The organism is Sphingomonas phyllosphaerae 5.2 (assembly GCF_000419605.1).
Taxonomy (GTDB): Bacteria; Pseudomonadota; Alphaproteobacteria; order Sphingomonadales; family Sphingomonadaceae; genus Sphingomonas; species Sphingomonas phyllosphaerae_B.
Genome location: NZ_ATTI01000001.1, coordinates 727,503 through 740,999, shown reverse-complemented (window position 1 = coordinate 740,999; position 13,497 = coordinate 727,503). Strand labels below are relative to the sequence as shown.

At 68.0% G+C, this 13,497-nt stretch carries 13 protein-coding genes; 3 read left to right on the top strand and 10 right to left on the bottom strand.

The annotated features are described in order from the left end of the window. The first annotated feature begins 8 nt into the window (after nt 1-8). Complete coding sequence (locus SPHPHY_RS0103580) at nt 9-857, top strand: peptidylprolyl isomerase (protein WP_051148368.1); 849 nt, start codon at nt 9-11, stop codon at nt 855-857. On the opposite strand, the gene SPHPHY_RS0103575 is transcribed toward SPHPHY_RS0103580, so the two are convergent. The 7 genes from SPHPHY_RS0103575 to SPHPHY_RS0103545 all read right to left on the bottom strand — a co-directional run bounded on the left by SPHPHY_RS0103575 (nt 858) and on the right by SPHPHY_RS0103545 (nt 10,281). After that, entirely contained in the window at nt 858-1,463 is a 606-nt protein-coding gene (locus SPHPHY_RS0103575) for an ABC-type transport auxiliary lipoprotein family protein (protein WP_022685334.1), read from the bottom strand. It abuts the gene before it with no gap. Next, nucleotides 1,460-2,425, bottom strand: a complete 966-nt coding sequence (locus SPHPHY_RS0103570) for an MlaD family protein (protein WP_022685333.1) — start codon at nt 2,423-2,425, stop codon at nt 1,460-1,462. Before SPHPHY_RS0103570 ends, SPHPHY_RS0103575 begins: the two co-directional genes overlap by 4 nt. 4 nt (nt 2,426-2,429) lie before the next feature. Then, nucleotides 2,430-3,377 (bottom strand): ABC transporter ATP-binding protein, encoded by a 948-nt coding sequence (locus tag SPHPHY_RS19080; protein ID WP_022685332.1) that lies wholly within the window; start codon nt 3,375-3,377, stop codon nt 2,430-2,432. Next, nucleotides 3,377-4,486 carry an ABC transporter permease gene (locus SPHPHY_RS0103560; protein ID WP_028056451.1) on the bottom strand — a complete coding sequence of 370 codons (1,110 nt, stop codon included), beginning with the start codon at nt 4,484-4,486 and terminating at the stop codon, nt 3,377-3,379. The genes SPHPHY_RS19080 and SPHPHY_RS0103560 overlap by 1 nt, the downstream gene beginning before the upstream one ends. Nucleotides 4,487-4,574: 88 nt before the next feature. After that, nucleotides 4,575-5,825, bottom strand: coding sequence for a DUF445 domain-containing protein (locus tag SPHPHY_RS0103555; protein ID WP_231370331.1), 1,251 nt, complete (start codon nt 5,823-5,825; stop codon nt 4,575-4,577). Nucleotides 5,826-5,870: 45 nt separating this feature from the next. Beyond that, nucleotides 5,871-9,080, bottom strand: coding sequence for an efflux RND transporter permease subunit (locus tag SPHPHY_RS0103550; protein ID WP_022685329.1), 3,210 nt, complete (start codon nt 9,078-9,080; stop codon nt 5,871-5,873). Between the two features lie 13 nt (nt 9,081-9,093). Then, complete coding sequence (locus tag SPHPHY_RS0103545; protein ID WP_022685328.1) at nt 9,094-10,281, bottom strand: efflux RND transporter periplasmic adaptor subunit; 1,188 nt, start codon at nt 10,279-10,281, stop codon at nt 9,094-9,096. Between the two features lie 164 nt (nt 10,282-10,445). Here SPHPHY_RS0103545 and SPHPHY_RS0103540 point away from each other — a divergent pair, with 164 nt between their 5' ends. After that, complete coding sequence (locus tag SPHPHY_RS0103540; RefSeq protein ID WP_028056450.1) at nt 10,446-11,177, top strand: SIMPL domain-containing protein; 732 nt, start codon at nt 10,446-10,448, stop codon at nt 11,175-11,177. A 63-nt stretch (nt 11,178-11,240) separates the two neighbouring features. Here SPHPHY_RS0103540 and SPHPHY_RS0103535 read toward each other — a convergent pair whose 3' ends face one another. The 3 genes from SPHPHY_RS0103535 to SPHPHY_RS21730 form a co-directional block, all read right to left on the bottom strand. Further along, nucleotides 11,241-11,498: a GlsB/YeaQ/YmgE family stress response membrane protein gene (locus tag SPHPHY_RS0103535; protein ID WP_022685326.1), complete on the bottom strand. Its 258-nt coding sequence runs from the start codon at nt 11,496-11,498 to the stop codon at nt 11,241-11,243. A gap of 154 nt (nt 11,499-11,652) precedes the next feature. Then, nucleotides 11,653-11,955 (bottom strand): DUF1153 domain-containing protein, encoded by a 303-nt coding sequence (locus SPHPHY_RS0103530; protein ID WP_022685325.1) that lies wholly within the window; start codon nt 11,953-11,955, stop codon nt 11,653-11,655. A 101-nt stretch (nt 11,956-12,056) separates the two neighbouring features. After that, nucleotides 12,057-12,230 (bottom strand): hypothetical protein, encoded by a 174-nt coding sequence (locus tag SPHPHY_RS21730; RefSeq protein WP_022685324.1) that lies wholly within the window; start codon nt 12,228-12,230, stop codon nt 12,057-12,059. Between the two features lie 105 nt (nt 12,231-12,335). On the opposite strand from SPHPHY_RS21730, the gene mnmA reads away from it, so the two are divergent. Next, complete coding sequence (gene mnmA, locus SPHPHY_RS0103520; RefSeq protein WP_022685323.1) at nt 12,336-13,433, top strand: tRNA 2-thiouridine(34) synthase MnmA; 1,098 nt, start codon at nt 12,336-12,338, stop codon at nt 13,431-13,433. The last annotated feature ends 64 nt before the right edge of the window (nt 13,434-13,497 follow it).

The following is a 13,497-nucleotide window of genomic DNA, read 5'->3' as shown; positions in this document are numbered from 1 at the left end:
GTGTGCCCATGACGCTCATTGTTTCGCTATTCCTCGCGCTTCAGGCGCCCGTTGCCCTCCCCGCACCGCACGACGCGGCCGCGCAGGATTGGCGCGCGATACCCGATGACGAGGTCATGATCATGCGGCTGCCGGGCGATCGGACCGTGGTGGTCCGCTTGGCCGCCGCGCTGGCGCCCGCGCATGTCGCCAACATCCGGCGGTTGATCGCGGCGGGGTGGTGGAATGGCGAGACCGTCTACCGCGTGCAGGAAAATTGGGTCGCGCAATGGGGCGACGCAACCGAGAAGCGGGCGCTGCCGTCCGGCGTCGCAGCCAGCGTCGCGCCCGAGTTCGAGATCGCCCGTTTCGCGCCCGCACAGCGCCTGATGCGTGCGGACACCCATTCCGCGGCCTCCGGGATCACCGCCGACGGCTGGCCGGTGGCGAGCGACCGGCAGGGCCATGCGTGGCTAACGCATTGCTACGGCACGGTCGGAGTCGCGCGCGACGAGCCGCCGACGTCGGGTTCCGGCGCGGAGCTGTTCACGCCGATCGGGCAGTCGGCGCGGCGGCTCGATCGCAATTATGCGGTCGTTGGGCGCGTCATCGAAGGGATGCAGTATCTGTCTGCACTGCCACGGGGACCGGCGCCGATGGGCGTGATCGCCGATCCCGGCGCACGCACGCCCATCCTGGCGGTTACCCTGGCCAGCGACCTGCCCGCTGATATGCGGCCGCGCTTCCAGTATCGCGCGGCCGACAATGTGCGCTTCGCCGCGCTGATCCACCACCGCGAGAACCCGCCCGCGCCGACGATCGGCTCGGGTGGCGCGGATGTTTGCGAAATACCCCTGGAAGTGCGTCGCACGCCGTGATCAGCGTTGTGCGGCGACCCAGTCCGAAACCTGCTGCGCGACCTGGTTGGCGGCCTGGCTCAGCCCGACGCCGGATTGCGCGGCGTCTATGGCGGTCACCGGGATACGGGCCTCGAACCGCTGTTTCTGGACGGCGGTCCTGCCGGCCGGAGTGAAGGAGGCATCGTAGATCACCACTGCCTGTCGCTGACCGGCATCGACGCCGAAGGCGCGCAACTCGCCGCCGATGGTTGCACTGGGATCGTCGAATGATTGTACAGGCGACAGCACCAGCATCCTGGCACGGGCGGTAAGTGTGTCCGACAGCAACCGCGCGAACAACCGTGCCGGCGGCTCGGCCCATTGCGCGTCCTTGACGTAGGCGATCGACGTATCGGTCGCCTGCACCGGCACGCGCGTGCCCGCGATCGACTGCGGCACCGCCGGGATCTCGACCACGATCGAGCGCGCACCAGCGGAGTTCTGCGCCGCACCGACCGTCGGCTGCACCTGCGGCGCGATCGTCAGCAGCGACGGCGGTGGCGACGCGCCGAAGCGGATGCATCCGGCGAGCGGCACCAACGCGGCGGCGATCAGGAGCTTGTTCGCGAAAGGACGCACGATCATTTCCCCTTATAGTCCGGCAGCGCGGGTTGCCCCACCAGCGAGCTGGCGCCGCCCTGCTCCACCCGCTCCGAAATCGACTTCAGCGACGAGGCGGTCACGCGCAAATCACGCACCAGCTGGTTCACTTGCGGGATCGTCTGCTTGCTGAAAGTGGTCAGCCCCGGCCGCGCATCGCCGATCGCGGCGTTCAGGGTGTCCGCGCTCTGCTGCGCCGAGCTGATCGCCTTGTTCAGATTGGCCATCGCCGGCTGCACGTCGTTGGCGAGCATCCCGTTCGTCGTATGCGCCAGCGAACCGATCTGCTCGGCGGCATTGCCCGCCTGCTGGATCGCGATCCGCGTCTGCGCCAGCGTCGCGGCGATCTCCGGCCCACGATCCGCCAAGGCGTCGGTAAGCCGGTTGGTGTTGTCGAGGATCCCCGCGATCGACGCCTGGTTGCGGTCGCTGAGCATCCCGGTCAGCCGCTCGGTCAGCGTCGACAGTCGCTCCAGCAACTGCGGCGCGGAATTCAGGATCGCGCCGATGCCGCCCGTCTTGGTCGGGATCACCGGCACGCCCAGCGGACAGACGCTCTTGGCCGCGTCCCCCTCCGGGCAGGTGATCGGCTGCGCCCCCTTTGTCGCGCCATCGAGGCTGACGGTGCTGGTGCCCGTGAAGCTGCCCTGGATCGTCGCGGTGGTGCCACGCAGGATCGGGGTATCATCGTTCACGCTGATCCGCACACGCACATATTGCGGGTCCGGCTTCCACAGCGAGATGCTCTTCACCTGCCCGGACGGCACGCCGGAGAACGTGACCGACGATCCCTTCGCCAACCCGTCCACCGCCTGGCGGAAGAAGATGTCGTAGTCGCGCTCTTCCGCGCCGCCGATCCGCGCGATCCACACCGTGAAGATCGCGACCAGCGCCAGCAGGATCAGCACCACGGCGCCGACGAGGACATGGTTCGAACGCGTTTCCATCTTCTCAGCCCTTCTCGCCGGGGTCGACGCCCGGCTTGGTCAGGTCCACCGTATCGGCGCGGCGGGCATAATCGTCGGCGGTTCCGCCCTGCGAGCGCTGCCCGGTCTGCGTCCGCATCACCTCGGTAGGATGCGCGGCGACGCGATCGGCCTCACGCTCCTGCGACGCAACGGCCGCACGCCCGCGCGGGCCGTTGAAATATTCCTGAATCCACGGATGGTCCAGCGCGAGCAGTTCGTCGATCGTGCCGACCGCGATCACGCGCTTGTCGGCCAGCACCGCCACCCGGTCGCAGATCGCGTAGAGCGTATCGAGATCGTGGGTGATCAGGAAAACGGTGAGCCCCAGCGTCTTCTGCAACGCCTTGGTCAGATCGTCGAACGCCGCCGCACCGATCGGGTCAAGCCCCGCCGTCGGCTCGTCGAGGAACAGCAATTCCGGGTCGAGCGCCAGCGCGCGCGCCAGCCCGGCGCGCTTCTTCATGCCGCCCGACAGTTCGGCGGGAAACTTCGGCCCGGCATCGCCGGGCAAGCCCGTCATCACCACCTTGTACGACGCGATCTCGTCGAGCAGCGCAAGGTCGAGTTCGGGGTAGAATTCACGCAGCGGCACCTGCACGTTCTCGGCGACGGTCAGCGTCGAGAACAGCGCACCACCCTGGAACAGCACGCCCCAGCGCTTGCGGATCTCCACGGTCTCCAGCTCGGTGCGCCCGAGCGTCGGCTCGCCGAACACGTCGACCTCGCCGCGGCTCGGCGATTGCAGCCCGATGATCGAGCGCATCAATACCGATTTGCCCGTACCCGACCCGCCGACCACGCCGAGGATCTCGCCGCGCCGCACCTCGAGATCGAGATTGTCGTGAATCACCTGATCGCCGAAGACATTGCGCAGCCCGCTGACCTTGATGATCGGCGCATCGTCGGGTTGCGAGCGATTGTGCTGCGGCATCAGATCCAGCCGATCTGTTCGAAGAACACCGCGAAGAAGGCGTCGACGACGATTACCATGAAGATCGCCTGCACCACCGCCGAGGTCGTCTTCAATCCGACCTGTTCGGCATCGCCCTTCACCTGCATCCCCTGAAAGCAACCAGCGACCGCGATGATCGCGCCGAAGACCGGCGCCTTGATCAGGCCGACATAGACGTCGGTGATCGGCACCACTTCCCGGATGCGCGCCACGAACGCGATCGGCGGAATGTCGAGCGCGAACCAGCACAGCAGGCAGCCGCCGAGCACCGACAGGATCGACGCATAGAAGCCCAGCAGCGGCATCAGGACGATCGCAGCGATCGTGCGCGGCAAGACGAGCGCCTCCATAGGAGACACGCCGATCGTGCGCATGGCGTCGATCTCTTCGGTCAGCTTCATCGTGCCGAGTTGCGCCGCAAAGGCGGAGCCGGAGCGCCCGGCGACCATGATCGCGGTCATCAGCACGCCGAGTTCCCGCATCGATATGCGCCCGACGAGGTTGATGGTGAAAGCCTCCGCACCGAACTGCCGCAACTGCACGGCGCCCTGCTGCGCGATCACCACGCCGATCAGGAAGCTCATCAACCCGACGATACCGAGCGCCGAAACGCCGACCACCTCGAACCGCTGCACGGTGGCGTTGAAACGAAATCGGCTGGGATGGCGGACGACGCCCCAGAAGGCGATCACGGTCTCGCCCATGAAGGCGAGCAGGCCAAGCGCCGTGCGGGCGGCGTTCGAAGTCGCTTCGCCCATTTCGCCGAGCACGCGGCGCAGCGGCGAACTGGATTGCGGCCGCATCTGCACCGGTTGATCGGCGGCCTGAACCTGTTCGAGCAAGTTCTGCCCGTTGCCGCTCAACCCCTCGATCTGCGCATGCCGTTCCCGCGCGAAGCGGTGGATCACCCAGGCGCCGATCGTGTCGATCCGCTCAACCTGCGACAGGTCGATCGTCGCGACCTGCCCGTCCTGCCGTTCCAGTCGTGCGGGGAGATCACCGAGCCGCGCGAGCGACAGGTCGCCTGTGAAGCGCAGCACCTGGCCGTCGCCATCACTATCCACGCTGAAGTCGGCTGCCGCGGTCATCGATCGGTCCATGCGGCAAAGCTCATCCCGTCACAAGCACCGAACCTCACGATCGTTCCGCGCGCGTACCACTTTTGTGATCGTGCGCTCACAAAAGCACATCGATGGTGTGGATCACCACGCCAACCAGCCCGCCGACCAGCGTTCCGTTGATGCGGATGAACTGCAGATCCTTGCCGACCGCATTCTCCAGCCGCGAGGTAACGGTCTGCGCATCCCAGCCGCGCACCGTCTCCGACACCAGTCGCACGATCGCGTCCCCGTAATCGGCCGCCGCGCCAACCGCAGCCCGGCGTACGAAGCGGTTGATGATCCGGCCCAGCCGCGGGTCTTCCTGCAACGTCGAACCCAGCTGGTGAAGCGCCTCGCCGAGCTTGCCGTTCATCAGCGCGTCGGGATCGCGCGCCGCGCGCAGCATCGCCGCACGCGCTTGTTCCCAGAGTCCGTTGATCCAGTCCTGCATCGCCGGGTTCTCGAGCAGTTCGATCTTCAGCGTCTCGACGCGCGCGCGCATCTCCGGTTCGTGCTGGAGCCGGTCGGCGATGCTCGCCAGCGCTTCCTCGACCTTCAGGCGCAGCGGATGCTCGCGATTGTCCGCCATGTCCGCGACCAGCTTGTCGAGCCCGTCGATGATCTTGTTGGCGAGCGTCTCGTCCAGCCCGGTCCAGCGCAGCACCGCCCCGGCGCGATCGTGGACCATTGCGCGCACGAGATGCTCGTTGGCGGTCAGCGCCGCGCGCATCCACCGCACCAGCGAGTCGATGACCGGGCGATGCCGCTCCTCCGCGATCGCCGCGGCCAGCGCCCGGCCAAGCATCGGCGACAGCTCCGCCTCGCGCACGCGCGTGACCAACATCGCGCGCACCATGCCGCCGAGCCGTTCCTGGTCGAGCGCCTGCAGCACTTCCGTCGCCATGCGCGAGATACCGCGCGTCAACCGGCTGCCCCCCGCCCCGCGCGGGTTCGCGAGCCAGCGGCCGGCCGCGGCGGCGACGTCGATGCGCTGCATCCGTCGCGCGACGACCGCGGGGATCAGGAAATATTCGCGAAGGAATTGCGCCAGCTGGTCGCCGATCCTGTCCTTGTTGCGCGGGATGATCGCGGTGTGCGGGATCGGCAGGCCGAGCGGGTGGCGGAACAGCGCGGTCACCGCGAACCAGTCCGCCAGCCCGCCGACCATCGCCGCCTCGGCAAAGGCGCGGACGAACCCCCAGCCGGGGTGCCGTGGCTCCAGCGCGCGCGAGGCGAAGAACGCCGCCGCCATCAGCACGAGCAGGCCGGTCGCGACCCGCCGCATCCGGACGAGGGCGGCGGGCGGAGGGGCGGCGCGAACGATCATCGCCGTAACAATCCTTCATCGCCGCCGAAGTTCAAGCGGCGATGTTCACTCCGCGGGATGCGAACCCTCGCCGCGGAACGGGATCCGCCCATGCGGCGCGCCGATCGCATCCTGCGGCGCATGATCGATCAGCGCACCATCGTCGCCGGGGCGATAGGTGAGCAGGCGCCGGCCGAGCCACGGCCCAACGCGCCGCTCCACCCCGATCGCGAGCGAGAACGCCGCCGGCACGATCAACAGCGTGAGCACGGTCGACACGATCAGCCCGCCGATCACGACGATCCCCATCGGCGCGCGCGATGCCCCGTCGCCCGACAGCGACAGCGCGGTCGGCACCATGCCCGCGACCATCGCGACCGTCGTCATCACGATTGGCTGCGCACGCTTGTGCCCGGCGTCGACGATCGCATCGTAGGACGGAACGCCGGCCTGCATCTCCTCCAGCGCGAAGTCGATCAGCAGGATCGAGTTCTTCGCGACGATGCCCAGCAGCATCAGCAGCCCGATGAAGACCGGCATCGACAGCGGATTGCCGGTCAGCCGCAGCGCGATCAACCCGCCCAGCGGCGCCAGCGTCAGCGACGCCATGTTGACGAGCGGTGGCAACAGGCGGCGATACAGCAGCACCAGGACGGAGAAGACCAGGAACACGCCCGCGGTGACCGCGACGATGAAGTTCTGCAGCATCTCCATCTGCCACTTCGCCTGGCCGACGTTCAGCTCCCCGACGCCCAGCGGCAGCGTCTTCATCGCCGGCAACTGCTTGACCCGGGGCAGCATCGTGCTGATCGTCTGGCCGGGGCTCAGATCGGCGCCGATCGTCAGCTGGCGCTGCTGGTTGATACGCTGGATGCGGGTCGGCCCGGAACCGAAGCCGATCTCGGCGACCAGGCTCAACGGCACCGAACCGCCGGTCAGCGTCTGCACCGGCAGGTTCTGGATCGTCGCCAGCCGCGAGCGCGAGCTCTGTTCCAGCGCGACGCGGATCGGGATCTGGCGGTCGTTCAGCGAGAAGCGCGCGCTGTTCTGGTCGATGTCGCCGATCGTCGCGATGCGGATCGCGTTCGACAGCGCGGCGGTGGTCACCCCCAGGCTGGCGGCGAGATCGAGCCGCGGCTTGATGATGATCTCCGGGCGGTTGAGATCGCCGGCGATACGTGGCGCCAGCAGGCCGGGGACCGTCCCCATTTCCTTGACCAGCCGGTCCGCCGCCTGCCGCAAGACGACCGGATCGTCGCCGCCGAGCGTAATCGAGACGTCGCGATTGTTGTCGCCCCAGCCGAATTGCGACTGAAAGTTGACGCGCGCATCCGGGATCTTCGCCAGCTCGGGCGCCAGCGCACGCTCGAACTCGGTCGAGGTCGCCTCGCGCTTCTCGCGAAGCTGCGCGGTGACGCGGCCCGATCCGACCAGCGTGCGGGTGTAGACGCTCTCCACCTCCGGCTGGCGGCGCAGCAGCGCATAGACCTGGTCGACCACCGCCTGCGTCGTCTGCAATGTGCTGCCGGGCGGCATCGTGATCGTGACCGTCGAACGCGGCATGTCGCGCGCCGGCTGGAAGGTCATCGCGGAGGTGGCGAACATGGCGATGGTCGCGACGAACGCCGCCACCCCGGCCCCGATCATCCACAGCCGATGATCGCGCCAATAGCCCAGCACGCGGTGCATCCCGCCCTTGGCGCGGGCACGCGCCGCGGCGGTCCCGTCCAGCGTCCAGACCAGCAGGCGCTGATACCCGTTGAGCAGCGGCCCGCCGCCATGCTCGACATGCCCGCCGGCCTTGAGGAAATAGGCCGCGACCATCGGGGTGATCAGCCGCGCCACCGCCAGGCTCATCAGCACCGCGGCGACCACCGTCAGGCCGAAATTCTTGAAGAACTGCCCGGCGATGCCCGGCATCAGCCCGACCGGCAGGAACACCGCGACGATCGCCATCGTCGTCGCCAGCACCGCCAGGCCGATCTCGTCGGCGGCGTCGATCGAAGCCTGATACGCGCTCTTGCCCATGCGCATGTGGCGGACGATGTTCTCGATCTCCACGATCGCATCGTCGACCAGCACGCCCGCCACCAGGCTGAGCGCCAGCATGGTCATGTTGTTGAGCGTGAAACCCATCAGGTCCATGAACCAGAACGCCGGGATCGCCGAGAGCGGGATCGCCAGCGCCGAGATGATCGTCGCGCGCCAGTCGCGCAGGAACAGGAAGACGACGATCACCGCGAGGATCGCGCCCTCGATCATCGCGTCGATCGCGGAATTGAACTGCTCGAGCGGATATTTCGACCCGTCGAGCCGCATCTTGAAGCGCACCTGCGGGTTGCGCTTCTCCAGCGCCTCCAGCTTCGCCTTCGCCTCGCGGAAGACGGTGACATCCGACGCACCCTTGGCGCGCGTGAAGTCGAACGACAATGCCTGTCGCCCGTCCACCGAGGCGGCGGAGCGCTGTTCGGCATAGAGATCGCGCACCGTCGCCACATCGGACAGGCGGACGGTGCGGCCATTGCCGACGTTGATCTGCAACTGGCCCAGATCGTAGGCGGTGCGGGCATTGCCCAGCACGCGCACCGACTGCTCGGCGCCCGCGATCTCGGCACGGCCGCCGGGCGCGTTGAGGTTCACCTGCCGCAACTGCGCGTTGATCTGGCTGGCGGTCAGCCCCTGCGCGGCAAGCCGTGCGGGATCGAGGATCACGCGGATCTCGCGACTGACCCCGCCGTTGCGCGTCACCCCGCCGATGCCGGGAACCGACATCAATTCCTTGGTCACCGTATTGTCGATGTACCAGCTGAGCTGTTCCAGCGTCATGTCGGTGCCCACCGCGGTGTAGCTGCCCAGATCATTGTCGTTGATCTTCACCCGCGCGACCTGCGGCTCGAGGATTCCCTCAGGCAGGTTGCCGCGGATCTGCGTGATCGCATCGCGCGCCTCGTTGACGGCGCGGTCGATCGGGGTGCCGATGTCGAGCTGGACGATCGTGGTCGACGTGCCCTCGGACACGAACGACTGGATTTCGTCGATCCCTTCCAGCGATCGCACCGCCGCCTCGACGCGCTGCGTCACCTGCGTCTCCAGCTCACTGGGCGCGGCGCCGGGCTGGGTGATGTCGATCGACACGATCGGGAAGTCGATGTCGGGCTGTTCGTTGATGTCCATCCGCGCGAAGCTGACGATCCCCGCGACCGTCAGCATCAGGAACAGGACGATCGACGGCACCGGGTTGCGGATCGACCAGGCGGAAATGTTGCGAAAGCCCATGCGATGCGTCCTCTTACCGCGCCGCTACCGGCGCGGTCGCCTTGGCACGCTGCGGTCGCACCGTCTGGCCGGGGTTCAGGAAGGCGCCTGCCGATTGCACGACGCGCTCGTCGCCGGTCAGCCCGCTGGCGATCGCCACGCGTTCGTCCGCGACGCCGCCCAGCGTCACCGCGCGACGCTGCGCCTTGTTCTGCGCATCGACGATATAGACGTAATTGCCACGATCGTCGCTCAACAGCGCGGACTGCGGCAATTCGGGCTGCTGCGCGCCGCCGGCGGTGATCGTCGCCGAGGCGAAGCCGCCGGGGCGCAGTGCCGGATCGTAGGACAGCTTGATGCGCGCGATGCCCTGCCGCGTCTGCGGATCGATCACCGGCGCGACCTGCCACACGCTGCCCGGGAAGGCGCGCGTGTCGCCGACCGGGACGACGCGGGCGGGCGACCCGACCCGCACTGCCTGAAGGTCACCCTCGGACAATTGCGCGCGCATCTCCATCTCGCCACCCTTGGCCATGCGGAACAGCATGCCGGTGCCCGAACTGACGATCTGCCCCGGCTCGACGCCGCGCGTCAGGATCAGCCCGGCGGCGGGCGCGCGTATGTCGAGCCGCGCATTGCGCGCGCGCTGCTCAGACAAGGTCGCCTGCGCTACCTGCAAACGCGCGCGCGCGGCATCGCGGGTCGCGATCCGGCGCTGCACGTCGGCCTTGGAGATGAAGCCGCGGTCGACCAGGCTCTGCGCGCGTTCCAGCTCGGATTGCGCCAGCGTCAGGTCGGAGCGGGCGACGTTGATCTGTGCCGCCAGCGATTCGGCGGTCTGCACCTGAACCGATCGATCGATCGTCGCCAGTACCTGACCGGCGCCGACCCACTGCCCGGGCTCGACCAGCACGCGGCTGACCATCCCGCCCTCACCCGCGACGCCGACCGGCATCTCACGCGTGGCAGCGAGCGTCCCGGTCGCGCTGACCGTGCGCGCGACCGATTGTGCGCCGGGTACGATCACGGTGACGGCTGGCGCCTGATCCGCGGCGCTGGGAGGCGCGGCATCGGCGGATTTTTTGTGGGTGACGAACCAGGCACCGGCGGCGACCAGCAGCAACACGATGCCGCCGATCAACAGCCAGCGGCGACGCCGCTGCGGCGATCGATCCTCGATCACCAGCTGCTCGCCCTGCATCTCCCCACCCTGATACGTCATGATTCCCCTTTCGCGCCGCGTGTATTACACGCATATGGCACCGTGGCAAGCGGTGGGCGTCGCGGGGTTTCTTACAGACATACCAACGGCCTGTCCCGTTCATCTTGCATTCCGGCGCACCCCCGCAGAAGCGCCGCCACACGGGGATCAAGGGAGAACTCCACATGAATCGAATGCTGTCCGGCATGGCGCTGATCCTGGGAAGCGCCGCCGCGCTGCCGGCCGCTGCGCAGGTCGCGCTGCCGATGGCAACCGTCGTTCCCGATGGAACGGTGCTGGACGTCAACGCCACCGGCCGCGTCTCCCGAACGCCGGATCTGGCGACGATCACCGCCGGCGTCGTCACGCAGGCGCCCGCCGCGGCCGCCGCCTTGTCCGACAACGCCCGGCGCATGGATGCCGTCGTCAAGGCATTGAAAGCGGCGGGCATCGCCGCGCGCGACCTGTCGACCAGCAACGTCGGCCTTTCTCCGCAATATCGCTATGCCGAAAAGCAGCCGCCGGTCATCACGGGGTATCAGGCGAGCAATTCGGTGGCGATCCGCTTCCGCGACATCGGGCGGTCTGGCGCCGTGCTCGACGCGCTGGTGCGCGCGGGCGCCAACCAGATCGACGGTCCCAATCTGTCGCTGTCCGATCCGGAGGCGGCGCTCGACGAGGCGCGGACCCAGGCGATCACCAAGGCGCGTGCGCGTGCCGAACTCTATGCGAAGGCCGCAGGGCTTACGGTCGCGCGGATCGTCGCGATCGGCGAGGCCGGGGAAAATGGCGGCGATCGGCCGCGCCCGATGCCGATGATGCGCGCCAGCATGGCGCAGGCGGACGCCGAGACGACGGTATTGGCCGGAGAGACCGACGTCACCGCGGCGGTAAACGTTCGCTTCCTGCTGAAATAACGAAAGAGCGGCCGCCCGGTTTTCCGGACGGCCGCTCTTGTTTGCGTTAGCGGTGGCGCTGGATCAGCGCACGCGGCCGCGGCGCGCCAGATTGACGATTGCCAGCAGGACCACTGCACCCAGCAGCGAAACCAGGAACGAGTAAATCGTCAGCGGCTGATTATTGATCGACCCGCCCGAGAAGACCAGCCCGCCGATGAACGCGCCGACGATGCCGACGATGATGTTCAGGAAGATGCCCTGCTGTGCGTCGGTGCGCATGATCATGCTGGCCAGCCAGCCGATGACACCACCGATAATGAGCCACAGAATGATACCCATAATATAACTCCCCTCAGATGCGCCCGAAATGGCTGCTCTGGTGGGAATTACTCACGAGGCCGGCACATTGTTCCGGCACCGTAATTCCGATATTTTTCAAATCCGCACCGGCCGCGCGGCGATTGTTCCACGACGGGACAACCGCCGGAGCGCGTCAGAACTTCTGCTGTCGCTCGTATAGCGACTTGTAATGCTGGATCCGCGTCACCCGCAGCCCCGGCATACCCGACCGATCGATCGCGCGTTGCCAGCCGGCGAACTCCTCGACCGTCAGGCCATATCGCGCGCAGACGTCGTCGACGCTCAGCAGCCCGCCGTTGACGGCGGCGACGACCTCGGCCTTTCGACGGACGACCCAGCGCGTGGTGCTGGACGGCGGCAGCGAATCCAGCGTCAGCGGTTCGCCGAGCGGACCGATGACCTTGGCGGGACGGACAGTGTTGTGTTGTTCAATCATTCCAAACCTCGGTTCGGGGCCGCGACCCCATCTCCATGTCGTGACTGCTGCGTAACGGGATGGATTGAACGGCGCCTAAAGCGGCGCGGTAAACGACCTCTTCATTGCTGCTTCCAGTGGGTCAGCTTCGCCGCGGCATCGGCGTTGAAGGCGCCGCCGACGGACTTGGACGGCACGTCGAGCGCGCGCGCGAGCTGCGCCGTGCGCGACGCACGCTGCCGGGCGCGCAGGCTGTCGAGAAGCGGCGTCTCTGGGGAGGGCGTTTCGGAGGTCATGCCCCGACGTAGCCGCCACGGTCTGAAGGCCGGGTAAAGCGCAAGGCAACGCTTCGTTCATTTCGGTTTACGCGGCACCCCCCGCGACTGTATGACGGCGGCATCATGGACAGCGGTGAATTCCAGCTCGCGCCCGGCGCGCGGCGCATCGTCGTGGCGATGTCGGGCGGGGTCGACAGTTCGGTCGTCGCCGCGCTCGCGGCGCGTAGCGGCGCCGAGGTGATCGGCGTCACGCTCCAGCTCTACGATCATGGCGAGGCCACCAAGCGCGCCGGCGCGTGCTGCGCCGGTCGCGACATCCGCGACGCGCGCGCGGTGTGCGACAAGCTGGGCATCGCGCATTATGTCTTCGACCACGAAAGCAGCTTCCGTGCGAACGTGATCGATCGCTTCGCCGACGAATATCTCGCCGGACGCACCCCGATCCCGTGCGTCCAGTGCAACATGGGACCGAAGTTCACCGACCTGCTCGCGCTCGCCCGCGATCTCGGTGCGGACTGCCTCGCCACCGGACATTACGTCCGCCGAGTGGAGGGCGCGGCCGGCGCAGAATTGCACCGCGCCGCCGATCCTGCGCGCGACCAGAGCTATTTCCTGTTCGGGACCACGCAGGCGCAGCTCGATTTCCTGCGCTTCCCGCTCGGCGGGCTGCCCAAACCGCGCGTCCGCGAGCTCGCCGCCGAACTGGCGCTGCTCGTCGCCGACAAGCCGGACAGCCAGGACATCTGCTTCGTCCCCGACGGCGACTACGCCTCGCTGGTCAGGAAGCTGCGCCCCGAAGCCGCGGCCGGCGGCGATATCGTCGATCTTTCGGGACAAAAGCTCGGCGAGCATCGCGGGCTCGTCCATTATACCGTCGGGCAGCGGCGTGGGCTGGAGATCGGCGGCAGCGCCGAGCCGCTCTACGTCGTGCGGCTGGAGGCGGAGGCGCAGCGCGTCGTCGTGGGGCCCCGCGCCGCGCTTGCGGTCGCGGCGGCGCGGCTCGACGGGATGAACGTGCTCGGCCCGCTGGACGGCGCGCTCACCGCCAAGGTCCGCTCGATGGCCCGGCCTGTCCCGGCGCGGATGATCGGCGACCGGCTGGTGTTCGAGGCGCCGGAATATGGCGTCGCGCCGGGCCAGGCCGCGGTGCTCTACGCCGGCGACCGCGTGCTCGGCGGCGGCTGGATCGCGGCAACCGAACCCGCCCTCGCCGCCGCCTGACAAAAGGTCCGGCGCCGCCGAGGCGGGACCGGACCAGTTTCGTCTAGGGAGCAACTCCAGACGG

What these genes read in the sequence shown, in the direction of transcription:
- SPHPHY_RS0103580 (WP_051148368.1), top strand. Translation starts at nt 9, where the DNA reads ATGACGCTCATTGTTTCGCTATTCCTCGCGCTTCAGGCGCCCGTTGCC.
- SPHPHY_RS0103575 (WP_022685334.1), bottom strand. Translation starts at nt 1,463, where the DNA reads ATGATCGTGCGTCCTTTCGCGAACAAGCTCCTGATCGCCGCCGCGTTG.
- SPHPHY_RS0103570 (WP_022685333.1), bottom strand. Translation starts at nt 2,425, where the DNA reads ATGGAAACGCGTTCGAACCATGTCCTCGTCGGCGCCGTGGTGCTGATC.
- SPHPHY_RS19080 (WP_022685332.1), bottom strand. Translation starts at nt 3,377, where the DNA reads ATGCCGCAGCACAATCGCTCGCAACCCGACGATGCGCCGATCATCAAG.
- SPHPHY_RS0103560 (WP_028056451.1), bottom strand. Translation starts at nt 4,486, where the DNA reads ATGACCGCGGCAGCCGACTTCAGCGTGGATAGTGATGGCGACGGCCAG.
- SPHPHY_RS0103555 (WP_231370331.1), bottom strand. Translation starts at nt 5,825, where the DNA reads ATGATCGTTCGCGCCGCCCCTCCGCCCGCCGCCCTCGTCCGGATGCGG.
- SPHPHY_RS0103550 (WP_022685329.1), bottom strand. Translation starts at nt 9,080, where the DNA reads ATGGGCTTTCGCAACATTTCCGCCTGGTCGATCCGCAACCCGGTGCCG.
- SPHPHY_RS0103545 (WP_022685328.1), bottom strand. Translation starts at nt 10,281, where the DNA reads ATGACGTATCAGGGTGGGGAGATGCAGGGCGAGCAGCTGGTGATCGAG.
- SPHPHY_RS0103540 (WP_028056450.1), top strand. Translation starts at nt 10,446, where the DNA reads ATGAATCGAATGCTGTCCGGCATGGCGCTGATCCTGGGAAGCGCCGCC.
- SPHPHY_RS0103535 (WP_022685326.1), bottom strand. Translation starts at nt 11,498, where the DNA reads ATGGGTATCATTCTGTGGCTCATTATCGGTGGTGTCATCGGCTGGCTG.
- SPHPHY_RS0103530 (WP_022685325.1), bottom strand. Translation starts at nt 11,955, where the DNA reads ATGATTGAACAACACAACACTGTCCGTCCCGCCAAGGTCATCGGTCCG.
- SPHPHY_RS21730 (WP_022685324.1), bottom strand. Translation starts at nt 12,230, where the DNA reads ATGACCTCCGAAACGCCCTCCCCAGAGACGCCGCTTCTCGACAGCCTG.
- mnmA (WP_022685323.1), top strand. Translation starts at nt 12,336, where the DNA reads ATGGACAGCGGTGAATTCCAGCTCGCGCCCGGCGCGCGGCGCATCGTC.